At 67.6% G+C, this 25954-nt stretch carries 10 protein-coding genes; 4 read left to right on the top strand and 6 right to left on the bottom strand.

The genetic code is table 11. The annotated features are described in order from the left end of the window. Positions 1-38 precede the first annotated feature (38 nt). The 5 genes from CRO07_RS00440 to CRO07_RS00420 form a co-directional block, all read right to left on the bottom strand. Complete coding sequence (locus tag CRO07_RS00440) at positions 39-9437, bottom strand: Tc toxin subunit A-related protein (protein WP_097028723.1); 9399 nt, start codon at positions 9435-9437, stop codon at positions 39-41. A 47-nt stretch (positions 9438-9484) separates the two neighbouring features. After that, positions 9485-17323 carry a SpvB/TcaC N-terminal domain-containing protein gene (locus CRO07_RS00435; protein WP_097028722.1) on the bottom strand — a complete coding sequence of 2613 codons (7839 nt, stop codon included), beginning with the start codon at positions 17321-17323 and terminating at the stop codon, positions 9485-9487. A 200-nt stretch (positions 17324-17523) separates the two neighbouring features. After that, on the bottom strand, positions 17524-17766 hold the full coding sequence (locus CRO07_RS00430) for a hypothetical protein (RefSeq protein WP_235840894.1): 243 nt from the start codon (positions 17764-17766) through the stop codon (positions 17524-17526). Positions 17767-17856: 90 nt separating this feature from the next. Then, positions 17857-18231 (bottom strand): response regulator, encoded by a 375-nt coding sequence (locus CRO07_RS00425; RefSeq protein WP_235840893.1) that lies wholly within the window; start codon positions 18229-18231, stop codon positions 17857-17859. A gap of 183 nt (positions 18232-18414) precedes the next feature. Next, on the bottom strand, positions 18415-19050 hold the full coding sequence (locus tag CRO07_RS00420; protein WP_235840892.1) for an HWE histidine kinase domain-containing protein: 636 nt from the start codon (positions 19048-19050) through the stop codon (positions 18415-18417). A 246-nt stretch (positions 19051-19296) separates the two neighbouring features. Between CRO07_RS00420 and CRO07_RS00415 the strand changes: the two genes are divergently transcribed. Both CRO07_RS00415 and CRO07_RS00410 read left to right on the top strand, forming a co-directional pair. Further along, positions 19297-19827, top strand: coding sequence for a PAS domain-containing protein (locus CRO07_RS00415; protein ID WP_235840891.1), 531 nt, complete (start codon positions 19297-19299; stop codon positions 19825-19827). A 254-nt stretch (positions 19828-20081) separates the two neighbouring features. After that, positions 20082-20426 (top strand): hypothetical protein, encoded by a 345-nt coding sequence (locus CRO07_RS00410; protein ID WP_097028720.1) that lies wholly within the window; start codon positions 20082-20084, stop codon positions 20424-20426. 176 nt (positions 20427-20602) lie between these two features. On the opposite strand, the gene CRO07_RS00405 is transcribed toward CRO07_RS00410, so the two are convergent. Continuing rightward, entirely contained in the window at positions 20603-21274 is a 672-nt protein-coding gene (locus tag CRO07_RS00405; RefSeq protein ID WP_097028719.1) for a hypothetical protein, read from the bottom strand. Positions 21275-21507: 233 nt separating this feature from the next. On the opposite strand from CRO07_RS00405, the gene CRO07_RS00400 reads away from it, so the two are divergent. Then, positions 21508-22680, top strand: a complete 1173-nt coding sequence (locus CRO07_RS00400) for an efflux RND transporter periplasmic adaptor subunit (protein WP_097028718.1) — start codon at positions 21508-21510, stop codon at positions 22678-22680. Positions 22681-22684: 4 nt separating this feature from the next. Further along, positions 22685-25813: an efflux RND transporter permease subunit gene (locus CRO07_RS00395; protein ID WP_097028717.1), complete on the top strand. Its 3129-nt coding sequence runs from the start codon at positions 22685-22687 to the stop codon at positions 25811-25813. Positions 25814-25954: the final 141 nt, after the last annotated feature.

Genomic DNA, 25954 nt, shown 5'->3' with positions numbered 1-25954 from the left:
CGGGGCGCGCGCGGGACGGCCCCACCCGCGCCGCCCGGTCAGGTGAAATCCACCTTGGCCACAAGGCTCAGATCCGACAGCGCCGCCAGATCGCCCGCCGCGATGGCCAGCGGGAACGGCACATCCAGCGCAAGCCCCGCGGCATCGTTCAGGTTCAACCCCATCGTGTCGCTGAAGCCCAGCGCCAGATCGGTGCCGTTCACCGTCACCGTATAGGCCGCCGGATCGCCGGCGACACGGGCCAGAACCGTCACCGCGCCCAGCGCCGGGTTCAGCCCTTGCGCGAAATAGGGCAGCCGCCCGGACGGGATCGTGACATTCGCGCTGCCGGTGGCTTTCAACTGGTGCCAGGCGTCGAATGCGTCGCGGCGGATGTCCATGACCAGATGCAGCCCGGACCGGGACAGGCCCTGTGCGATCTCTTGCAGCTTCTCGGCCAGCGAGGTCTGCGCCAGCCCCCGCAGGCTGCTGCCGCCCTCGCGCGCGGTATAGCGGACATGCAGGATCACATCCGAGATGGTGGAATAATCGAACTGCCGGATCACATCGGGCAGATCCAGCCGCCAGCTTCCCACCGCGCCGGTGCCCTCGAACGGCAGATAGCGGTCATCGCGGAAGTCAAGGTCGAACAGGCCCGCATCGTTCTGCCCCGACGAGGTCGCCACCGATTGCGCCGCCCCCACGTTATAGACAAAGCGCGGATCGTTGCCGGGGGCTTCCTCGTATTCCTCTTTCGGCGTGGCGGCACCTGCGGCTTTGGCGGTGCTGGCGCGGTAGCGGTTCGAAACCTGCGTCAGCCGCGCGCTGACCGAGGCATAGGGCCCCGCCACGCAGGGGATCGACACCGAGACCGCGCGGATGCGGCGGAAATACTGCCCCGGATGGTCAAGGTCGAACAGCGCCTCGGGCAGATCGAACAGGCAAGATCCGGTGGTGGTCAACCGTGCCAGCGCAAGCGGATCAAGCCTGCGCAACGAGACATGCTTGGTCAGTTCATATTCGCGCCGGTTCTGTTCAAGATAGCGCGCTTCCATCCGCTTGATGTCGTGGAGCAGCTTGTTGGTCGATTGCAGACCCTTTCTGCGGCTGTCCCAATAGCCGAAGGACAGGAAACTTTCGCCAGAGCCAAGTTCGTGGCGATAGCACTGTTCGGCCTTGCGGGCGGTGTCGAAGGCCAGTTTGTAGGCGCGGTAATAGACCTGCGTGATCTCGTTCGCCATCCACTGGTAAAGCTGGCCGTTGGTGTATTGCTCGGACATGGTTTTCGACAGCGCCTCGGCATTGCCGGTCTGGATGTCATGCACATCCAGATCGCGGGCCACGATCTCGCGGCGCAGACCGGCCGCAACGATCTGCTGATCGATCTGCGCCAGATCGCGACCGCTCAGCCGCCGTTGCAACTGCGCATCATCCCAGCGCCGGTCGAAACCCGCCAGCGTGGTGGCGCGGGTGGCCTGATAGCTGGACAGGCCGCTGACCATCGCCAGAACCGTGGCCGCGGCATCTGCGACCTGCGCCAGCGTGCTGCCGCCAAAGGTGGCATGAACCGCAGGCGAACCGCCCGCCCCATGCCCGCCAATCGAGAAATCGGGGATGATGCCCAGCACAGCGCCCGTCGCCCGCACGATCTGCGCCGCGGTCTGATAGTCCTGCGCCTCGCGCAGCTTGTCCAGACTGAGCGCCTCGTTGGCGTTGATCATCTCGAAGGCGGCATAGAACGCCTGCCGTTCCGCCGTCACCTCGCGCGTGCGTTCCAGAACCGCGATCTGTTCGTCGGCGGCGTCGATCTCCATCACCTTCAGGTCGCGTTGCGCTTTCAGCAGCTTCACCTCAAGATCGTTGCGCAGCAGGGCCAGCGCCTCGGCATCCTTGTTTTCCAGCGCCGACAGCAGCGCCTGACCCAGCGCCCGCACCTCTTGCGCCAGTTCGGCGGCGCGTGCCGCCATCACGCGGAACCGATAGGGTGGCAGCGGCGCCGCCAGCCCCCCCAGAACCGAGCCGAGATCGATCCCCGCCGCCGCCGCGCGCACCAGCATTCCCGGATCGATCGGCGGTGCGAACAGCGCCAGCACACGTTCGACCCCGTCGATGTTCTGGCTGTTGCGGATCTTGAACAGCCGGTCGGCCACCGTGTCCCAATAGGCCAGCGCCTTGTCGTTCGGCGGGATGCAGAAATACAGGCTGGTCAGCGTGACCGGCGGCGGCGGCAGTTCGTCCCCGCCTTCGGGCAGCGCGGACAGATCCGGCAGCACGTTTTCCAGATCGACCAGCGCATTGCCGAAAGCGTCCAGATCCGCCGACAACTGGCTGTAGGTCATCGGCGTGACCTCGACCGGGGGCGGCACGGTGGCGGGTTTGGGGCCAAGCAGCTTGTCGGCCAGTTGATAAAGCTGGATCGCCTGAGTGATCGTTTCCATCGTGTCCTGACGGAACAGGTGGTCCCCCCAGTCGATCAGCGTGCCGATGTAATTCATCACCACCGTGCGCTGGTAGGCCACGGTGCGAAAGCGTGCCACAACATGCGGCCGGAACGGCTTTTCGCGCCACTGGCTGACCGCAAATTCAAGGTCATGCCGCTCGGCCGAATTCGGGTCGGCAAGATTGGTCAGGATCGTGTCGATCCGTTGCGCAAGGTAATCGGCATCCGCGGTCTGGAAGAACGGCTTGGTCACCCAGTATTTCTGTGGCGCGTCGCCCGGCAGCGTGCCGGTCGGATCGAAGATGCGGTGATACCACGTCATCGCCTCTTCGAACCGCTGCTCCGAGGCCAGCCTGCGCGCGATCATCAACGGCGCATGGAAGAACAGCTCCCAGTTGTAGGGGCTGTAGGCGCCGTCCGCGCTGAAATCGACATCTTCGACCGGATAGGGCCGGGCAACCAGCCCGGTCGGGGCGAACTCGGTCGCGAAGTCAAAGGATGTGACCTGCAACTGCTGGCCCCGTTTCATCATCGCCCCCACGCCCGACGTATTCAGCGTCTTGCGCAACGGACAGATCAGCGGGTGGTAAAGGTTGGCGAACTTTTCGCCATAGTCCAGCGATTGATAGACGGTCAGTTCATCCATCAGATGGATGAAATCGGGATCGGCCAGAAAATCCTCCCAGACATCGGCCGGATCGGGCGCAGGTGTCACGGTCAGGATCGCAAGGTATTTCCGCACCAAGGCCAGCAGGTCGCGCAGGAACTGAAGGAAATCCGACGCGGTGCGCCGGGTCGCATCCACCGGATCGGCCGAATAAAGCCCGGGCACAACGACATAGGCCGAGGTGCTGTTTTCAAGGAAATACGGCAGCCAGGTGCCAAGAGGCAGCTTCACATGCCGGCTGTAGGCCACTGAAGTGACACCCTGCGATTGCAGCCACCACAGTTGCAGAAGGGTGTAAACCAGATCCAGCCCAGTGAACTGGTGCGGATGCGTGACGCGGAAGGTTCCCGGCGTTCTGGTCAGCCGGGGAACAAAGCTCCAAGGCGTCAGCACGTTGCGGATTGCCAGCGTGTCGTCCTTGTCCCAGCCCGCTTCCAGATAGCGTTGCTTGCGCAGGCAGGTATCCTTGTAGTCGGGATAGAAGTCAGGCATCCAGAAGCTGACATTCGAGGCGACCTCGGGATAGCCCTTGCAGCCGGCGACGTTGAAGATGCCCCGGGTCTGGTGGGCCGGTTCGTCGCCATCCTCGGTGGTGACGAACACGAAGATCTGGTCGGACAGTTCGCTGTAGATCAGGTTCAGCCGGGACGCGTCCAGTTCGGCGCGGTCGGTGGTGTAGGCCGCAGGCGAGACCACCGCATCCTGCGAGATCTTCTTGGGCTTCCACAGCCCGCCCGCACATTCGCTAAGCGCCATCTGGATGCGCAACCGAGACGCCGGATGCTGCATCGGGCCGCTGCTGGGCGAGCCAGAGACCGCAGGCGTCGTCACCTCGGCGTCGGGGTCGGTTTCCTCGGCGATCACCGGCCAAGCGAGGGTCAGCCGGCCATTGCGCACAAAGGCCAGCAGATTGTCCGAGGAGATATCAAGCTCCACCAGCCGCCAGGGCGTCCAGTAGCGTTCCTTCTCGAAGGTGCGGTGATAATATTGCGCCGGATCGCCGCCCTTGGTGCGGGCAAAGACATGCATCACCAGGATGTCGGTCTGATAGAAGACCGCCACCACCTCAAGAAAACCGATGTCGTCCAGACGCTCCATATAGCGGATGAACGCATCTTCGGTGGTGATTTCGGTCACCTCGTTCTGAAGCAGTTCCTGTTCCAGCGCGACGAACAGTTCGGACTTGTCGTCCAGAAGTTCCGGCTCGATCCAGCTTTCCGGATAGACCCAGACCTTGCGGTTGGCCTCCCACACCCGATAGTTGCGCATCCAGACCCATTGCTGCCAACCGGGATCGGCGCTGTCGGCGGCGGCCCGGGGTTCAAACCTCATCCGGCTGCGCTCGACAAAGGTCTGGATCGTGCCATGCGCCTGCACGATGCGCGAGGACGGCATCTTCGCCTCCATCTCCACATCAATCAGGAAATGGTCGTAAAGGTCTGTGGGCGTAGCAAATTCCGCACGCTCGGCCAGCAGGAAGGCCACCAGCGCATCGCGCTTGCGGCCACGGATCGCGTTGGTGATCTCGGCCAGTGTGGTCAGCCAGATCGCATCGTCATGCCGCGCCTTCAGCGCGATGCGCAGGCGTGCGGTCTCGGCCGGGCCGACGCCGGGCTGGCACAGCGCCACCGCATCAGCCGGGGGCAGCGTCAGCTTGCGCAGATCGGCCAGTGCGGCGGCGAACCTTTCCCATGTCGCGGGGGCGCGCCAGGCGGTCAGGTCGGGCACCGAAAAGCCGAAATGGGCATCCAGCGCATCCAGTTCGGCGCGGTCGCGCCCGGTCAGCAGCGCCAGCCTGTCCAGCCAATCGGCCCGCGTCGGCACGGCCCCCGGCAGCAGCAGCGCCAGCGTATCGCGCAGCGTGATATCGGCGGTGCTGTCGGCCGGGTCGGCGGTCGGCGGCCAGACCGCGAACAGCGCCACCGCACGGATCAGACCTTCCCAATCCGTTTGCGTGATCGCGGCATGGCCCGCGTCATGGGGCAGCGCATCAAGCCGCGGCCAGCCAAGATCGGCGCCATGGGCCAGCATCCAGTCAAGATCCGCCGGCAACAACGGCAGCGCCGCCGCCAAGGGCAAAAGCTTGTGCAACAGCCGCAACGCGCCGGCCTGATCGGGGAAGGCAGCGGCACTGACCGCGGGCGGCACCGCCGGATCGCCCGCGGTGTCGATCAAGGCGTTGTCGGTCAGAACCTGCGCCAGCAGCGGCGTCTGCGGGCCGGGCTGGATCAGCCGGGCATGGGCCAGCACGATGGCAACCAGATCGGGCTCTTGCCGGAATGCGGCCGAGAGCACCTCGGTCAGGGTTTCGGCCTTGGCGCGGGCGTGCAGATGGGCGGCGATGTCCGACAGCAGCCGCTCGGCCATGGCCTGCCGCGCAGCTTCCAGCGCAGCCGGGGCCGCGGCGGCCACCGCCGCCTGCGTCGCGGCCAGCGCCGTGGTGTCGAAGGCCCCGCCCAGCAGTGCCGCCAGCGTCGCCGCAGCATCCGGGTCGGGCGGCGAGATCCATCCCGCGTCATACATCCGCAGCACCGTGGCTGCACCCGCCTCGCCCAGATCGGGCAGCCGAAGCAGCGCCTCGCGGATCGGGGCGCGCAGTTCGTCCGCCGTCATCCCGGCATCAAAGGCCGATCGGGTGGCGGCAAAGGCGGTCTGGCTTGCGGCCTGAAGATCAGTCAGGATCTGGGCGATCCGGTCGTCGGCAATGGCCTTTACCGCCAGATCGGCGCCGGAATGGTCCAGCATCCAGCCGATGTCGGCGATCTTCACCACGCCGTTGCGGGCAATCTGCACCCGGTCGATGAAATCAAGCATAGCGGCCGGCCCGGTGAACGGATCGACGCCTGTCCGGTCGATCATGGTCAGCAGATCAGCCGGCGACAGCTTCAACCGCGCCAGCAGCCGCGAGGCGCCATACAGCCGGCTGAGATTGGCAAAGTTCAGCCCATCGTCGGTCAGGCCCGCGCGCAGGCGTTCGAAGCCGTCGGCCGTCAGCTTCAGGATCGCGGTCAGCGGCTCGGCCAGTGCCGACAGCGTGCCTGCCCCGGCGGCCACCGTCTCGGGGCGCAGGCCCTCGGTCACGGTTCCCAAAAGCGACTTGTCAAGAAAGGTGCGGTGATGGAACGACAGCGGCGCCGGGCCGGTCATCTGCTGATGCGGGATGCGGCCGAAACAGGCGACAAGCTCGTCCACCGTCAGCCCGATCCGCTGCGCAAGGGTTGCAAGCTGCGCCAGCGCCACAAGTTTCGCGCCATCCAGCGCCACGCCGCCGATTGCGGGATCGCTCAGCGCCGCGTCAAGGGGGACATCGCCCCAGCCGGTCGCGCGTTGCAGGCGCAGGAAGCGGTGCACCCGGTCCAGCAGCGGCAGATCAAGCCCCGCCACCTCTTTCTGGGCCAGATCGCAGCCCAGATCGAGATGGCGGATGAAATGGCGGTTGTCCGGGTCGATGAAGCCCAGTTGCAGCAGTCGGTCAAGAGCCGCATAATCAAGGCCCGTCTTTTCAAGGAAGGTCGCGACCACGGTCATGTGCGCCACCACCTGAGCCGCCGGGATGGCCCAGATCGCGGACTGCCCCGCCGCCGTCGCTGCCGGCGTGTCGATCAGTGCCCGCAGCGACTCGATCAGGCCCAGCCGCTGCGCCGCGATGGCCAGCGCCGAGGGGCCGGCCGCGGATGAGAAATGCGCCATCAGATCGGCCCGGTCGATACCGAACCGGTCGAAATAGGCGCTGGCCTCGACGTGATCCAGATCGAACGGCAGGGCAAAGGCATACTGCGCGGCTTTCAGCGCGGCATAGGCGGCTGTGTTGACATGTTCAGGCGCCGCGGCCAGTTCCGCGGCGCTTGCGCGGGTCTGCCGGGTGCGGAACACCCGCCACGCATTGGCGCCGGTGCTGACAAGCCGCGCCGTCAGCGCCGGGTCGCGCAGGATCAGCGCCCCGCTGGCATCGGCCGGCTGCACGATGGCCGCATCCGAGATCCGCCATCCGGCCGCGCGCAACGTGGCCAGCAGCGCCGCCGGCGCCGGCGCGGGGGCCGCCACCGCGCCATTGTGGACGACCCCCGGATCGGGGGCGATCTCGGCTTCAAGGATCTCGCAGACCAGATCGATATAGGGCAGCGGTGTTTCGGCATTGGCGCAGTCAAGATCGAGATCGGCAATCTCGGGGCGGCGGGCGAACAGGTTTTCGCGCGCAAGATTGACCGGGGCGGGCGGAACCTGCGTCAGGTCCACCATGCCGCGACGGCCCAGAAACTCCAGCAGTTCAACCAGATAGGCCGCCGGCGACCAGACCGAGCGGCAGTGCCCGCACTGGCAGCCGTCGGTGGCCAGAAACAGCGAGGCCACATTGGGAAAGCCGGGCGCAGTCGCAGCCGTCAGCGCATCGACCGACGTCGAGGGCGCCGCCGCCGGCCCCGCCGCCACCAGATCGCGCGCCTCGCCGGCGATCATCAGCGCCGCGGTATGGCTGGCCTCGGCGCGGGCATAGGTGGCCCGCGCCTCGGCTTCGGTCAGCCCGGCCTTGGGGGCCAGTTCGGTCAGAAACCGGCCCCGGCCGATGCGCAGGATGTCGGCCGCGCTGCGCAGCCGCGCCGCAACCAGCGCCTCGGCCCGGTCAAGGTCGGGGGCAAGGCGCAGCACCCGTTGCAGCGACTTCATTTCGGCCAGAAGCTGTCGGTCGGCGGGCGAGTCAAGCCGGGCGTCCGCGAACACCCGGTCCAGATTGCTGCGCCGAAGGTCGAAATCCCGAACCGTATTCAGCACATGCCGGGCGCGGGCGGCATCGCGCACGGGGGGCTGCGCCTCGTCCAGCCGGGCACGGAAGGCCGCGGTCGGGTGGCGGGCACGCACCGAGCGCATGACCCGCCGGCTGTGCCGATCCAGCGCGCGGGCGCCAAGATCGGGGGCGGCCTTCTTCACCGCCTCGCGCAGCGCCGGTTCGGTCAGTCCGGCAAGGGCCGCCTCGGGGGGGGCGCCGCGCAGGCCCGCCGCTTCGGCAAGACCGGCGCGAGCGATCCCGCTGGCCAGCAAAGAGCCGCGAAGCCGCCCCGCCCCTGCCCCACCCCTGCCGGGCACCGGACCGGGGGCGCGTGTCAGCGCGTCAAGGTCAAGCAATTCGCCCGACAGGAACCGTTGCAACACCCCCGGCAGATCGCGCTGCGGCGTGTTCAGCAGCGCCTCGATACGGGCCGCATTCTGCGGGGTCAGCAGTTTTTCCGCCAGTTCGGCACAGGCCCTGCGGCGGATCTCGTCAAGTTCCCTGGCCGCGCCGGGGGCCAGCGCCTCAAGCCGGGCCAGCATCTCGGGCAGCTTGCGCGTCGCGGCGGCGGGAATGATCGCTTCGTCGGTGGCGCTGTGGATCGCGGCCTTGATCCGGTCGGCCGGCAGCAATGCCGCTTCAAGCATCAGGCTGCGCGTGTCGTCGTTGATGCCGATCCTGAAGCGCACCGGCCGCAGCGGCGCAGGTGTGGAATGAACCAGCGCATTCGTCCGCAGCAGGCCATAGACCAGCGCGGGATCGGTGCCCAGCATGGCGCCCAGCCGGTGCGCCACGGCGAAAACCTCGATCCGGTCGGCGCGCGGACCCGAGCCGTTGGCAAGAAAGGTCACGTCGCGATGGGTGCGGTTTTCGGCCAGATCGGCGGGGCCGAGGCTGCCAAGATGCGGTGCCAGATCGCGGGCCAGCGCCTCGAACTCGGTCAGGGCGGGCTTCGGGGCTTCGGTCAGCCGGATGTCGTGGCGGGTCTCGGGGCCGGCGGCGAACAGGATCAACTCGGGGGCGGGGTCGTGCAGCAGACGTTTGCCGGTGGCATCGAACACCCGCACCACCAGATCCGCCGCGGCCTTGCCCCCACGCCCGGGACCGGCGGCGGAATAGCCGATGGCATAGTGGCCGTCCCGGCCCGCCACCGTCTCGCCCAGAAGCCGTTCGGCGCGCAGGTCGCGGTCATGGGCGCGCACCACGACGCCGCTGGCCGCGCGCCTGTCCGGCCCGGTGATCCGGCCATGCACGCTGCGACCGCCCGCAGGGTCGCGGCCATCCGCGGCCAGAAGGGGCAGCAGGCGCAGCCCCTCGGCCGGGTCGCCCGGCTTCCACAGGAAGGGCGGATCAAGACGCAGCGCCATGCCCTGACGGGTGACACGCAGATCCAGCACCTTGCGCTGCTTTCGGACCAGCTCGGCCGCAGCCGCGGAAAAGACAAGGGTGAAGCTGCCGCCGCGGTCCACCGGCCCCGAGGCCAGGGGCCGGGCGATCTCGCCCGAGGCATCCCAGGCCTCGACGATGGCGCCCGAGAAACCTCTGACAGTCGATACGGTCACCAGAAAGCCCGACAGCAGGAAAGACATGATCCCTGATCCTTTTCCAAACGCTCGGCCGCCCGGCGCCGGGCGGGTCAATAGGCGTAACAAACCTCTTCGATGGTGTCGTAATAGCCGTCGGCAGTGCAGACCTGCGCGGCGGGGTCTTCGGAATAGCTGGCCATCGGCGTCTCGTCCGGCATTTCAAGGGGCTCGTCCACGGTCGGGCCTGTCGGGGCGGTCGGCTCCCACGGGAAGGGGACAATCAGGATCGGGGGTTCCATCGACGGGCCTGACGACAGCGCCTCGGGGCTGCCGGCTGCGGGTCGACCGACCGACAGCATCAGTTCGGGCGTCGCGCGCACCCCCGCCACCATCGTCACGTCAATGCCCTGAATGACAATCTGGTTCGTGGCAGCACCCGTGCGGGTGAAAAGCCCGGTCGCCAGATTGATCTCACCTGCGCCGACCGAATGAACGGTGCCGGACATGCGCTGCCATGCGGTCATCGGCCCGATGACCGTGGGGGTCTGGAACGCGCCCGCCGCCCGTTCGGGGATCAGAAGGACGTTGGGCGTCTGGCTGCCGGTCAGGCCGGTGCGCAACAGCACCTGCGCGTCCGAGGCCGTGGCCAGCCCCGACGGGCCGGCATAGATGGTGCCGCCCCGCCCCAGCGTCTGGGTGCTGACCATCGCGGCGGTGTTCTCGGCGGTCGACAGATGCACCAGATTGTTGCCCGTCCGCGTCGCAACCGCGGCCGCGGCCTGTTCCGATCCGCGGATCACCTGAACGGCATCGTCACCGGCGACGGCCGCACCTTCGGCCACCGTCAACACCCGCCCCGACTGCACAATCGCACTTGACCCCAGCGAGCCCACGACGCTGATCCCCGCATCGGTCAGGTTCGCGGCGGTCCGGCTCATCCCGACTTCCTGAAGCCCTTGCGACGTCAGCGTATCCACCGGCGCGCCGTTCCACATCGTGCGGGCGCCCGACACCGTCACATCGGCGCCATGCGCAGTGACGAACACGCCAGCCGCCGCCAGCGGGATGCCGACGCCGATCTCGGACGAGGCAACCCCCGCCGCAACCAGCGCGCCCCCCGCCACGGTTTCCAGCGCACCGCCCACCATCTTGACCCCGCCCCAGAAGCGGTCCCAGCCGCCAAGACCGGCTGGATCGCTGATCCTGACCGGATTGCCCGAGGCATATTGGTAATCGTTGACCCCATCGGCCAGCCCCGCCGGGTCAGGCTTCAGGAACCGCCCAAGCCATGGCGCGTAATAGCGTGCGGCATGACAGGACAGGCCGCTTTCCTCGTCACGCTCCATCCCGCTGTAGCGGTGACGCCGCTCGGCCACCGGCAGCGTGGTTCCGGTGGCCCGATAGGCGGTGGTGCCGAAGGGGTGGAATTCCTCATAGCCCAGAAGCCGCTCGGCGCTGTCCAGTTCCAGCCCGACCGAACCCAGATGCGAGGCGATCTGAAACCGCGTGACACGCGCGGGCGTGCCGTCATCCACCCCGTTGCGCAGATCGATCATCGCCACCCGCGCAAGATCGTCCATCACCATCAGGCTGCGGCGCTCAAGTCCCGCGGTGGCACCCGAATGGCTGCGAAAGATCTCGATCCCGCCCAGATACAGCCGCTCGGCCTTGCGGGTGGGAACGGCGGCGCCGGCCGCGGCATTGTCGGTCACCTTGCGGATGCGGTGGCCGTCGTGGTCATGGACATACCATGTCGTCTCGGGCGTGCCTGCGGCCACCACCTGCCTTGCACTGGCGCGCAACTCGTCGCGGTGGCTGTAGACCATCAGCGGCAGATGCGGCATCGCCCGGATGAACCCATGCGCCGGGTGATGATCGCAAGGATAGACATCGGCGCCGATCTCGGTCCGGATCAGGCGGTTGGTCGCGGCCTCGTAGACATGGTTGCGGGTGTAGCTGCCCCCGGTGGCAGTATGGGCCAGGCTGAGCAGGTTGCCCACCGGATCGTGGCGATAGCGTTGCACATAGCCCCGCCACGCCATCGCATCGCCCGGCGCATGCAAAAGCGTCTGCGCGCCATCGTCCCAGTTGTCGAGCGCGCCGAACCCGTTGGCGGTCTGGCCGGCATGTTCGCGCCCCTCGGCCCGGATCAGCCGGTAAAGCGCATCATAGCCGTAGCGCGACAGGGCCACCACGCGGGCATTGTCGAAATAGACCACCGGCTGGGCACGATCTTCCTGATGGGTCAGATTGCCCACGCAGTCATGGGTATAGGCCAGATCCTGCACCCGCACCCCGGCCGAGGTGGTGCTTGTGATCCCGATCAGCCGGAAGGTCAGAGGATCGTAGCGATAATCCGTGCGGGTGCCGTTGCCCAGCTCGATCGCCAGCCGCTGACCACGGGCATCGTGGCGGGTCGCGCGCACCACGGTTTCAGGCACTCCGCCTGCCGGGGTCACCACCACCCGGGTCAGAAGGTTGGCCTCGGAATAGAAGCGTTCGGTCACGCTGCCGTCGGCGGCGGTGATGCGCACCAGCCGGCCCAGCGCGTCATGGTCGTGCCGCGTCACATGGGTTTCGGCCTCCAGCGGGGCGAACAGATCGCCGGACCAGTTGACCGTGGCGCGATAGTCGCGGGCAAAGCGGCGCGTGCTTTCGATCAGGTTGCCCTTGCCGTCGAAGCGGCGCCATTCCTCGAGCCCGCCGGTATCCCAGCGCCGCGCCATCCGGCCGCGCAGCCCGTGGCGGCGGTCATCGGGCAAGCCTTCGCCATAGTCGGCGCGCATCACCACATGATCAAGCGGCACCGGCCCGTCGCCGCCGAGCACATGCTGGCTGACCGGGCGCTGCATCGCGTCATAGCCGAACCGCAGTTCGTGCCCGCGTTCATCCCATTTCACCAGCGGGTTGCCGGTGACGGTCTGAAGCACCCAGCGCCGGCCCGAATCCATGTTCTGCTGCACCAGTCGGCGCCCGATCATGTCGTGACCCCAGGCGACGGGGCGGTTGCCGCGGGCGTCCAGAACCTCATGCACGTTGCCTTCGACATCGCGCAGGATCGTGGTGGCGAACAGAACCGCGCCCCCTCCTGCGTCGAACCCGGCGTGATCCAGCGCCAGAACCGGCCGCGCGAGCGAATCCAGCAGGACCGTCGCCGGCGTGTCGGCATAGCTCAGCGCGGCGGCGGCGGCCTCGGCTTCGCGCAGGGGGTCGCGGCCCTGAGCCAGCAACTGCGCATCGATGCGACGAGCGATGCGGTCGTCATGCCAGCGCGATGCCGCCACCCTGTCGCCGGGATCGAACCGCGTGACCGACCAGGGATCGAAACGGGTGGCCAGATGGGTGCCATCGGGCAGGTCGGTGCGCAAAAGCCGGCCCAGCGGATCATAGGTCAGAGTGGCGCTGACCCCGGTGGCCACCAGTTCGGGCAGGGATTCGTACGCAGGCGAGACGGCGAAATAGGGCTGATATTCGCGGATCGGCTTTGCCTTGTTGTTCAACACCGTCCGGCCCGTGCCCACCCAGCGCAGCCGGGGGGGCACCTGCGCGGCGGTGTCGATGGCCAGAACCGTGACGCTGCCATCGGGGTTCAGAGCGGCAGTCTGCGCCGGGCCCGGCTCGGCCTGGGTCTTGGTCATCGCCAATGCGCCCGAGCCGTCGGTATAGTCGAAACTGAGATGCAAGGGCGCGGCGGGATCGTCGGCATGATGGCGGGTGCGCACGATCTTTGCCGCCACCGCCGGGCGCCCGTTCAGCCGGAAGGCGTGCAGGTCATAGACAAAGCGCATCGTCGCCTGACGCAGAAGCTGACGGGCGATGGGTTCCATCACCTGCGAATCCGTCGCGGCCAGAAAGTCCGCCACAAGGGCGGCATCGGCGCCGCTGTCGGCGCCGTGCCCGGCCAGATCGTCGGCCGGCTCCAGTTCCGCCAGCCCGTCGCCGTCCAGATCCTTGCCAAGAAACGCCTGCGCCGTCACCAGCGCCAGTTCGTCAAACACGATCCCGGATATGTTGTCGTTCGGATCGCGCAGCCGGGTCGGCGCCATGGCGCGGAAATCGAACGCCTCGGCCAGAACCCGGTTGCCGGCAGCATCGGTGACCGATCCGAGCAGCAGGAAATAATCCTTGTGATAGGCGACCCGCGTTTCGGCACCGAACGGATCGACATGGCCGCGTGGCCGCAGGAACCGGGCGCGGGCCTCGGCAAGCCCCTCGCCGGGATCAAGATAGCGCAGATGGCCCGAGGGAACCCACCAGTCGGCGTCGCCGTCGTGGTGAAGGTAGCCCGCCGCCTGCATCCGCGCCTCGGTCGCGGGGCCTGCGGGCAGGCGCGGGCCAAACAGCGCCGTCAAAAGCGCAGGCGTCAGCGCCTTGGTCAGCGACTGACAGACCAGCCCATGCGCCGCGATCTGCCCCCACGGCAGGGCCGCCTGCAACCCCGCGTCATAATAAAGGCTGACCGAATGTTCGATCCGGCGCCGTTCGACCCCGCCGGCGGGTGCTGCGTCATAGGCGATCAGGGCCGAGCGCGCATCGCCAAGAACGCCGCGCAACTCGTCTTGCGTGAACAGGTGGGCGGCGGGAAACAGGCCGGTGATCTCAAAGCGTTCGACCTCGACCGGCAGCCGGGTGCGCCAATGCGCGGGGGTGTCGATGTCGTTGGAAAACCGCGTGCGGGCCACGGTGATCCATGTGCGGGTCTGGCTTGCCTCGGCGCGGTCGATGGCACCCGAAAAGGCAAGATCCAGCGCGGCCGGATCGTCAAAGCCGGAAAAATCGCTGACGCTGGCAGAGATCGCATCCGCAGCCACCGCCGCGGCCACCGGGTCGCGACCATAGCTGATCTGCGCCGCTTCCAGCACATTGCCCAGATCGTCGATTTCCAGATTGATCGCATGGTCGATGCGCGGATCAACGGGGTTGCGTTCGTAATGCAGGCTGATCGCTTCATCCTCGACCACGACGAACACCGCATGGCGGTTCGGCCCGCGCGGCTGCAAAAGCTGAACGTGGCAACTGTGGGTATCGACGCTGAACGGAAGCATCTGCCGGCGCAGATCCTCAGCCGAGCCCCCCACCGCCGGCGCATCGAGGGCAAAGATTTCCTGACGCAGCACAAGGCTTTTGCAGGCCCGCGCCGCCTCGCGGCGTTCGGCGGGCGACAGCCGCGCGAGGGCGGCGGGATCGGCAATGCGGGTCGAGGCCACAAGGCGCCCCTCGGGCAGTGCAGGCTCGATCTGGCCCAGCGCCTCGGCGGGGAAGGCACGGTCATGCGCGGCGGGCCAGAATTCAGCGGCAAAGCGCGACACCAGCCGACCCGCATCGTCCCAAGCCCCGACATGATACCATGTCCGGGTCAGCACCGGCGCCTGAAACTGATCCTGCCCCACCGTCAGCGGGCCGCCCGGCTGGCCTTCGGCCCAGCGGGTGAAATCTTCGGTATCGGTGCGGTCAACCCGACCAAAGCCGCGGAATTCGCGTTCTTCGGCATCCCAATAGCCGTGATGATAGCTGAAAAGGCTGGTGACGCGGGCGCCCGAGATCGCCTCACTGATCTGATGCCGGGCCACGACCTGCACCGGGAACGGCAGGCGGGTGGCCCAGTCCTGACCCGCGGCGCGGTCGCGCAGATAGTCCACGCTTGACGAGCGATAGTCGATCCGCGTCTCTTTGCCCATGTTGTTGGTGTAGCGCGTCAGCAGATGCGGCTTGGCCCCGCCCATCGGATCGATGAAGCGCAGCGCAGCATCCGGCATCGCGCACGACCAGACGAAACAGGGCGTGCCCCGTCCAAGAATGTCTGCGATGTCAATCGAGTGAACGCTGTCGATCGGCGGCAGGCCAGGGATGGCCACCGGATCGCCCCAACCGTTTCCGGCCTGATTCAACCAGACCCGCGAGCCCTCGACCCCCAGATAGATCAGGTCGGCCGGCCCGGTGCCGGTCAGGTCCGCCAGCCGCAGACGGGCAGGATCGAACCTGTCAGGCAGATCGAACAAAGGTGGTGCCGACATCGCGACGCGGGCACCGAAGCGGCCATGACCAAGGTTCGGCCAGTAGCTGACATCGCCATTGCGGATGCGGACGATGTCGCTAAGTCCGTCGCCGCTCATGTCGGCCAGAAACACCGACTGCTCCGCCTCGGCAAAGATCACCGCGGGGCCGTTTTCCTCATCGAAGGCGCGCAGCACACGCTCGGCCGGGCCAAAACCGTCCTTGCCGCGCGAAACATGCCAGACCAGCGCCTCGTCCTCGGCCAGCAGGATCGACAGCCGACCGTCGCCCGTCAGATCGATCCGCCGCAGCAAGGGGTCGCGGAAATCCAGGTTCGGCGCCATCGGAAAGGCGCGGAACGGCTGCCACTGCTGCACGGCGTCAAGCTGGAAATAACCACCCCGTTGCGGCGCGTTCACCACGATCTGCTTTTGTCCGCTGGCGTCGAGGTCTTCCAGCGTCACCGCCGCCTGCGCAAGGCCCGCCACGTTGGGCCGCGCCCCCAAAGTCTGGCCGCGTTCGAACCGTGGCGCGCCCGTCAGCGGATCGGGGCCGCGGTTGTGCTTGTAGATCCACGAATTTCCGGCCTCGCACAGGATGCCTGCGATGCCCTCGCCATACAGGTCGACCAGACGATAGGGCGCAGTCAGCCCCGACGGCGCATCGACCAGATCCTCGGGCGCGATCTCGCGCGGGTGCATGTCCCAGCCGATCGGCTGATAGTGAAACCCCAGCGGCGGGATCGTCTTGCGGGAATAGCTGCCGTCGGCGCGGCGCACATGGCCCGCCTGTTCGGCCGCGACCAGAAGGCTTGCCGCCGCCTGCCCCACACCATTGACCGAGACCGGCGCATAGTGAAGGTCAAGCGATCGCACCAGGGCATCGGCCCCCAGCGCCTCGCCGGGAAAGTGATGGAACATCAGGATACGCCGGCACAACCGCGCGGTGCGAACCTCAAACCCGGCGCGGTAGCTGGAAAACGCATCCGGGCGCCACAGCCAGTCCTGACCCGGGGTGGCAAGGGGCGTGGGCGCGGCGGCGTCATGTTCGCCATAGTCGAACACCAGTTCGTAATGGCAGGCGGGATCGGCCGGCGCGGCGGGATCATAGGGCGCGGCCGGATCGGGGAACCACGGCACATGGTTGCCATAGCGGACGCGCTTCAGATGCGTGTCGGTGAACCGTGCCCGGCCCGAACGGCGGTTCGCCTCGGCCGAGGTGTCGGGCATCCCCGCGCCATCCTCGGCCCGGTAGCCGTAGGCGATCCAGTTGCCGCGGTTGTCATGGCTGAACTCGGGCAGCCAGCGAAAGATACGGCGGGGATCGGCGGGATCGGCCAGCCGCGCCGCCGGGTCGCGGCCGAAGATCGTGACCGTGTCGGCGCGATCGGTCACTTTCCACCACACACCGCGGGCGGGATCGTCGATATTCTCGATTCGCGAAAAATCGCCAGCCACCCGCGGGCGGTAGCGCCAGACCCGAAGCGCCCCCACCACCGCTTCGGCCCGCTGCCAGTCGCCCGGCGCCGCTTCGACCAGTTCGGGCACCAGATCTTCGGACCCGGCGATGGTGAACACATCCTCGTCCGGCGGATCGAGATAGCGCGGCAGCCCCTTGTCGGTCTTGCGCTGGATCGCCGGCAGGGACAGCGACCAGCCCAGCCCGAACGGCCCATCCCCCGCCCCCGAGGAATAGCCCAGCGCCAGCTTTGGCCCGAACCCGTCGCGCCCGGGCGTCAGCGGCAGCGCAATGGTGATCGATGCGGTGCCGTTAGCGGCATTGACCGAGAATTTCTCGTCAATACCACGGATCGCGCCGCCGCCCGCGGGCAGCTTCAGGTCCGGGATCTCGATCGCACCCAGATCGCTGGGCTTCTCGGCTGTCAGCGCCGAAAAGCCGGCATATGTATCTAAATCGGCCCAATTCTGGCCAGATGAACCCTTCACGTCCGTCATGGATGATCTTTCGGGTTCTACTCTGAATGGAGCAGGTCACTAACAACTCATGACTTATCCAGCGTAATGCGAATCGCGCCATGTGCGAAATGTTTTCTTGATATGGGATTTTTCACCATCCGTGGCAACCGCCGCGCCCGGCCGACGGGGCGGGGTCTTGATCCGCCGGACTGCACGCGACGGGCGAGGGTCGTGCCCCGTCACATCAGACTTGGGGCGCGTCGGGCTTGGGAAGCGATTTCGGCGCGGGGTTCATCCCATTGCGGATCGGTGCGCGTGATCCGGCGAGAAATCATCCAGCCCGCGGGCCAGAACAGCCCCGGCGCCACGCCCCGCATGATCGGCGCCCAGCCATGCCAGCCGAAGGTGAATGCAAGGATCACGATGCCGCCGGCGATGACAGCGCAAGTCATCCCGATGAGAAGAATGCTCAGACGATTCATCAACGCTTTCCCGTTGAACCGGGTCGTGGCCGGACCGCAGGGCAGCCAGCGAAATGGCCCCGCGCTGAACCCGCTTGGCCCCCGGGGGCGTCAGCTTTCGGGGTGGGCGGCGGCCTCGGTCAGGGCGCGTTCCAGCGCGCCCGGCGTCACAGGCTTTTCGATCACCGTGGCGCGGGGGTCGGCGGGCAGGCTGCCGCTGGCGTAGCCGGTGGCGAACACCACCGGCACCCCCTCGCCCAGCAGGCGCTGACCCAGATCGATCGAGGTGCGCCCATGGCTGAGGTTCACGTCAAGAAGCGCGATGTCGGGCCGTGCATCGGCCACGAGCCGCTCGGCCGCGGGCAGCGAGTAGGCCATGTCGATCTGCTGAAACCCCATCTCGCGCAGGGTCTCGACCGTCTCCATCGCGATGATCGCTTCGTCCTCAAGGTAAAGGATCCGCATGTCGGAGGGGGTCCAGGTCACTGTCACAATCCACTTCAGTTGCTGCATTCCAGGGCGAGGCGACAACGAGGCGCAATCCAACGGGTTCCCAATGGCCTTCGATGGGGCCATCGAACGATCCCTCGACCATCGAGCACATCCGTTGCCCGCCGAACCCTTGGGGCAAGGGCGCCAAGACCAGCGCGCCGCCGCGTTCTTCCCATGTCAGGCGGAATCCCTCGCTGCCCCCGCGACCAGCGCACCGCAACATGCCCCTCGGACCGCGAGACGGCGCCGTATTTGGCGGCGTTGGTCGCCAGTTCGTGAATACCCATCCCAAGACCGAGCGTCGCCCCCGCATTCAGCCGCATGTCGGGGCCGCGCAGCGTCACCGGCGCGTCGCCGTAAACCCCGGTCGATTCCACCCCCGGAATGTCGCGCAGCGAGGTTGGGGCCGAGTTCCCGATTGTGGATGTGGACCAGCGCCCGGATGCGCTGCGCCAGCGTATCAAGGATGTCCTGCGGGTTGCCCTGTTCGCGCCGGGCCCGGTTCATCAGCGCGATGACATGGGACGGCATGTTCTTCCCCCGGTGCTGCAACTCTCGCATGATGCGGCGCAGATCGGCCTGAAGCTGCGGCAGGCGGGTCATCTCGGCCACGTTCAGGCCCACGGCACGATGCACGCGATACCTGTCGAACTCGCAGACTCGGAGGGGGGCCAAAGGCGTGCGGCCGCGCAGCATCTGACGCAGGACCGGCGCCCCGCTGGCGAACACCCGCCGGATCGCGCCAACCATCCGCCCCGCCAGATCGGGATGCACCTCGGACATCGAGCGGCCGATGATCGCGTTGCCCGCCATGCCCCGAAATTCGGCCATCTTCGGGCAGCAGGCTTTCGTGTTCGCGATCAAGATGCTGGACAAGGATCAGCGCAAAACGATCCGACGGGCGTAGCGCGCCCGGCAGGCTTTGAAACGCCTCGGGTCCGACCGCCGAGGCGCCGCCCTCTGCAAGCGGCGTGGAAGGGTTTTCCGTCATGCCCTGAAACTTTCGTCTGGAACTGGCTTCGGGGCGGACATAGGCTTTGCCTTCCCGGGGGGCGCCGCATGATGGATCAGAAGCAGTTCGACAAGATCCGCGCCGTCTTTGAACGCTCTGGCGTGGCGCTGACCCTTGTGGACATGTCGCTGCCCGAACAGCCGCTGGTTCTGGCCAATCCGGCATTTCTCGGACTGACAGGTTATACCGAGGGGCAGGTTCTGGGTCTGAACTGCCGCTTTCTTCAGTGCGACGACGACAACACCGCCACGCGGGCCGAGATCCGCGCCGCACTGGCCGCCGGACGCGAGGCGCAGGTGATACTGCGCAATCATCGCGCGGACGGCAGCCCGTTCGACAACCTTCTGTTCCTGCATCCGGTGGGCGGCCGCCCCGGCGCGCCGGAATACTTTCTTGGCTCGCAGTTCGAACTGGGGCACTGCAAGGCCGGGGTCGGCGCCGTCATCGGCCATACCGACCAGCTTTCGCGAGAGTTGTCGCGCATCGGCGCGGTAAGCGAACACATGGAAATGGGCAGCCGGCGCCAGTTGGCCGAGATGGCAGCGGCGCTGGTGCGCGCATGGGAGAGCCGGCGCTGAAGGCTTTTTCGCGACAGCCGGGGAAAGCGGACGTCAGGGTGTGCGATCCTTGACGGCCCGCAGGCGAGGGCGTGACCCAGCTTGGGCAGGCATGCGGGCCGCCCTGCCCTGACGGTGGCAAGGGCAGGCCCGACCAGCGGCCGGAAGCGGCAAGGCAGGTTTCATGTCCGCGATCATGCCCATGTGCGGCAGGGACGGCAGGCAACGACCCGCGCCGCCCATCGGTTTCGCAAACCAGCCGAAGGGGCGCCGCCATGCGGAACCGGCGCCGGGTGGGGTGGTTGGGAACCGGCCCTTTTCAGAGCGGACCCCGCCCCGCCTTCCGCCCGGACCCGGCCCCGGACTGCAACCGGCGGCAGCCTGACATCTGGCGGGGCGCGGATGCGGCGCGCAACGACCTGCGCGCATTCTGGCGCCGCGATCCGGGGCAGGTGCCGGATCTGTCGCTACGGCTGCTGGGCTCGCCGGTGCAGCACGACACGCCAGTGGCGACATGGCTGCATTCCACAGGCCGCAAAATGGAGGAAGCCGACTGGCAGGATGCGGACCTGCGCCTGTTCGGGCTGTGGCTGGATCTGCCGGCGGGCGCGATCCGGTGATGATCCTGAACGCGGGCGACGAGGCCGGATTTGCCCTGCCGGATGGCGACGGGCAGCTTTGGATCGACACCGCACACGACCCGGTGGCCTGCCGACGGGACGGCCGCGGGCGCACGTCCCGTCGGCGGGCAAAGCGTTCCGGTTCTGCAAGCCGCCGAATGACCGCCGCGCGGCCCTTAGCCCGCCAGCGCCGCCAGCCGGGCATGGGCCGAGATGCTGCGCACATCCAGCGCGACATCACGCAGAAATTCATTCCGGGAAAGATTGATCTTCAGCAGCCTGCGCTCGGTCAACGGCACGCCGAACAGCTTGCGGCGGATCAGTGTCTCTTCCTCGCGCGTCAGGCGCAGCAGTTCGGGGCCGACCTCGGACTGCACCGAGACGAAAGTCAGCGGCGTGATATAGGCCATGTCTGACTGTTCCACCACAAGATGCAGTGTGCCTTCCGTCAGTTTTCGGCCCGCAGCGATCCGGGTCAGGATCGCCCTGCCCCGGACCTGAAGCAGATCCAGACCGCGCTCGGCCTCGGCCGGGTCGATGATATTTGCCCGGCGCTCCTTGGGGATGCGCAGCACCCGGGTTTCGAAGAACATGATCAGCGCGATCATCACAAGCGGCGCCTGCGCGATCGACAGCGCACTGTCGCGCCAGATCAGCATCGCGACCACGAACGGCGCCAGCACCGCCATGAACCGCAGCATCTGCGTCTCGAACACCATGCGCCAGATCAGCCCGAACGGCAGGCCGCGGCGCGGGATCAGCAGGACGCGGCCAAAGATCCGCCGCGGCACCTGCTGCATGTCAAGTGCACCGGGATTCCAGACGGTGGCGGGGCTGACGACAAACATGGAAAAACCTCATTGCGGGTTTGCAGAAGAATAGGATGGAACGCCGCCTTTCAAGTTCCCGCCCGTGATCGGATGGAGGCGCGAAGGGGCGGCGGCTCACGCGATTGTGGGCGGACTGTCGCGGTGATGGGGCTTTTCGGTCGCGCCGGGGCGCGGCTCCGGGCTACAACTGGCGCGACGGAAACCCCGCCGGCGAACGTGTCAGGCGGAATGGGCCACAACATGGAGGGGCGATGTCACTGGCAAAACAGGGCCTTTGGGTGCTGGCGATCGCTGCGGCCGTTCTGGTGATCTGGGTGCTTTATGTGCCCGCCGCACGACCGCTGCTGGACCGGGTGGGCCTTCTGGGGCCGATGGAACGGATCGGCATCGTGACCAGCGACACGGGCGCAACGGCGTCACCCAACCCGCGCAGCGCAGGCATGGGCGGCCCGGCCCGCGTCATCGCCCGCCCGCCCGAACAGCGCCGCATCGACGATATCGTGACCGCCATCGGCACCGGCATCGCACGGCGCAGCGTGACCGTCGCCCCCGAGATCGAGGGCCGGGTGGTGGCACTGGGGGCGGCCTCGGGCGACCGGGTGGCCGAAGGCACGGTGCTGGTGGAACTGGACAGTCAGGCCGCGCGCATCGCGGTTGCACGGGCGGAACTGGTGCTGGCCGACGCGCGCGAGGATCTGGAACGTCTCAGCCGTCTCAGCACGTCGGGCGCGGTCACCGACCTGCAACGGCGCGAAGCCGAACTGGCGCGGCGCACGGCGGAACTGGAACTGGAACAGGCCCGGTTCGAGTTGTCGCAGCACCGCGTTCTGGCGCCGGTGCAGGGCTGGGTCGGCATCCTTGAAGTCGAGGTCGGCGATCAGGTCAGCCGCGGCGCCGTCATCACCCGGCTGGACGACCGATCCAGCATCGAGGTCGATTTCCGGGTGCCGGAACGGCTGGTGGGGCGGATCGCACTGGGCGACCGGGTTCAGGCCGCGCCGCTGTCGGCCGGGGCCGCGGCCCTTGAAGGCACGGTCAGCGCGCTGGACAACCGCGTGGACGAGGCCAGCCGGACGCTGCGAATCCGCGCCACCATTCCCAACCCCGAGGACCGCCTGCGTCCGGGCATGGCCTTCACCATCCGCATTTCGCTGCCCGGCGAGCCGCGCCCCGCGGTCGATCCGCTGGCGATCCAGTGGGGATCGGATGGCGCCTTTGTCTGGGTGGTGCGCGAAGGCCGCGCCCAGCGCGTCAAGGTGCAGATTTTGCAACGCAACGCCGATTCCGTGCTGATACAGGCCGCGCTGCGCCCCGACGATCTGGTGGTGATCGAGGGCGTTCAGGCGCTGCGCCCCAACGCCTCGGTCGAGGTGGTCGAGCCCAGCGGCAGCCTTGGCGCCACCCTCGCCCCCTCGCGGAGCTGACACCATGAGCCTTCCCGACCCCGACGAGCGCGAACTGGCCCATTCCGCCACCGCCCTGTTCATCCGCCGCCCGATTCTGGCCTTTGTGCTGAATGCGCTGATCCTGCTGGCGGGGCTGGCCGCCCTTTACGGCGCCGACATCCGCGAACTGCCCGATGTGGACCGGCCGGTGATCACCGTCACCACCGATTTCGACGGCGCCTCGCCCGAAACCATCGATCAGGAGATCACCGACGAGATCGAAGGCGCCGCCAGCCGGGTGGCGGGGGTGAAGACCATGTCATCGACCTCGCGGTTCGGAACAAGTCGGGTGACGGTGGAATTTGCCGACGATGTCGATCTGGACGTGGCGGCCAGCGACATGCGCGACGCCATCGCGCGCATCCGCAACAGCCTGCCGGATGAAGCCGACGAGCCGCGGATCGTGAAGGCCGACGCGAACGCAGAGCCGGTGATGCGCGTGGCGGTGACCTCAGCCCGCCGCTCGCCGCAGGAACTGACCCAACTGGTCGAGGATCAGGTGGAAAGCCGGTTGCTGGCCGCGCCGGGGGTGGCGGACCTTCAGCTTTACGGCGACCGGTCCCCGATCTTCCGGGTGGATATCGACCAGATGCAACTGGCCTCGCGCGGGTTGACGCTGGCCAGCCTGCGCACGGCGCTGGCCAATGTGGCCTATGACGCGCCCTCGGGGTCGCTGAGTTCGGACCGGCAAAGCCTTGTGGTGCGCACCACCGCCGCGATCAGGACGCCCGCCCAGTTCGAGGCGCTGAAAGTGGCGCCCGATGTCCGGCTGGGCGATGTGGCGCTGGTGTCGCTGGGGCCGGAGCCGGGAAGTTCGTTCCTGCGCGCCAACGGGCAGAACGGCATCGGCATGGGGGTGATCCGGCAGGCACAAAGCAACACGCTGGAAATCTCGGCCGCGATCCGCGCCATCGTCGCGGATCTGCAAGGCGATCTGCCCGAAGATGTGCGGATCTTTGTCACCTCGGACGATGCCACCTTCATCAACGGCGCCATCCACGAGGTTCAGATCGCACTGGGCCTGTCGGTGCTGATCGTGGTGGCGATCATCTACCTGTTCCTGCGCGACCTGCGCGCCACACTGATCCCGACGCTGGCGATTCCCGTGGCGCTGGTGGGCACGCTGGCGGCGATCTGGCTGGCGGGATTTTCCATCAACATCCTGACGCTGCTGGCGCTGGTGCTGGCCACCGGCATGGTGGTCGACGATGCCATCGTGGTGCTGGAAAACATCGTGCGCCGCCGCGCGCAGGGCATGGGGCCGCGGGCGGCCGCGGTGCTGGGCACGCAGCAGGTGTTCTTTGCGGTGATCGCCACCACCACGACGCTGGCCGCCGTTTTCGTGCCGCTGTCGTTCCTGCCCGGCCAGACCGGCGGGCTGTTTCGCGAATTCGGTTTCACGCTGGCGATCTCGGTCCTGCTGTCGTCGGTCACCGCGCTCAGTCTGTGTCCGGTGCTGGCCAGCCGCCTGTTGCAGGCGGGCGGCGAACCCGCCCACCCCGGTCCGGTTGCGCGTCTGGGTGCGGGGCTTGCGGGCTTTTACCGCCGCACGCTGCACTGGGCGCTGGGGGCGCCCATGGTGGTGGTGGCGTTGTCGGCGGCCTTTGCGGTCACGGCGGTGCTGCTGTTCGGCACCATCCGGCAGGAACTGACCCCGCCCGAAGACCGCTCGGTGATCCTGCTGTCGGTGCAGGCGCCGCAGGGGGTGGCGCTGGACTATACCGACGGCAAGATGCGCGAGATCGAGGATCTTCTGACGCCCCTGCGCGACCGCGGCGAGGTGGTCAACGTCTTCGCCATCGTCGGACAGGGCGGGCGCGACAACCGCGGCTTCATGGTGGTTTCGCTGGCGCCATGGGACGAACGTGCCCGCAGCCAGCAGGAAATCGCGGCCGAGATCACCGCGGGGCTGGGCCGCATCATCGGCATCCGCGCCTTCGCGATCCAGCCCAATTCGCTGGGCGTGCGCGGCGCCGGTCAGGGGCTGAGTTTCGCGGTGGTGGGCGACAGCTATGCAAGGCTGGCCGATTCGGCGCAGGCGCTTGCGGACCGGATGCAGGAAAACCCCGCCTTCGGGCAGGTGCGCCTTGGCTATGAGACCACCCAGCCGCAACTGTTCATCGAGGTCGACCGCGACCGCGCCTCGGATCTGGGGATCGAGATCACCGGGCTGGGCGAGGCGCTGCAAGCGGTGCTGGACGGGCGCACCGTCGGCACCGTGTTTCTGGACGAGGCCAGCTATGACATCCAGATGCTGTCCACCGCCGATCCGGTCGACGATCCCGCCGATCTGGAACGGATCTTCGTGCAGGCGGGCGACGGCCGGATGGTTCCGATCTCGACCTTTGTCCGGCTTCAGGAACGCGCGGTCGCGCCCGAACTCTCGCGCGAGGGGCAGATGCGATCCGTTCCCGTCAGCGCCAGTCTGAGCGACGACATGGCGCTGGGCGAGGCGCTGGCCGAGGTCGAGCGGCTGGCCGCCGACATCCTGCCCGCCGACAGCCGGATCGAGCCGCTGGCCGAGGCCGCCACGCTGGGCGAAACCTCGTCCGGGCTGGTGGTGACCTTCGGTTTTGCGGTGCTGATCGTGCTTCTGGTGCTGGCGGCGCAGTTCGAAAGCTTCGTTTCGGCGGTGATCGTGATGGCGACGGTTCCGCTTGGCCTTGCCTGCGCGATCTTCGCGCTGATCGCGACCGGGGGCAGCCTGAACGTCTATTCCCAGATCGGGCTGGTGCTTCTGGTGGGGATCATGGCCAAGAACGGCATCCTGATCGTCGAATTTGCCAACCAGTTGCGCGATGAGGGCCTGCCCGTGCGCCGCGCGATCGAGGATGCCTGCGCGATCCGGCTGCGCCCGGTGATGATGACGATGATCGCCACCGTTCTGGGCGGGTTGCCGCTGGTTCTGGCCTTCGGCGCTGGCGCCGAAGCGCGCGAGGTTCTGGGCTGGATCATCGTCGGCGGCCTTGGGCTGGCCACCATCGCCACGCTTTACCTGACCCCGGTGGCCTATCTGCTGCTGGCGGGGCTGTCGAAACCCAAGGCCGAGGAACAGACCCGCCTGCTGCACGAACTGCACATGGCAATCCGGCCCGATCAGCCGGCAAAGTGACGAACCGCCCCCGCCCCGGGGGCGCCGCCACAAGCCGCACATCCGCAGCCGGCGTGCACTGCCGCCACGCCCGCAACTTTCTGCGCTGCCGCAACGGTCGTGGCCTCTCGCCAAGGGGGCGCGAACCTGCGACGATCCGCG

This window comes from Cereibacter ovatus (assembly GCF_900207575.1).
Taxonomy (GTDB): domain Bacteria; phylum Pseudomonadota; class Alphaproteobacteria; order Rhodobacterales; family Rhodobacteraceae; genus Cereibacter_A; species Cereibacter_A ovatus.
The sequence above is the reverse complement of the archived record's forward strand: the minus strand, read 5'-3'. Positions and strand labels throughout refer to the sequence as shown.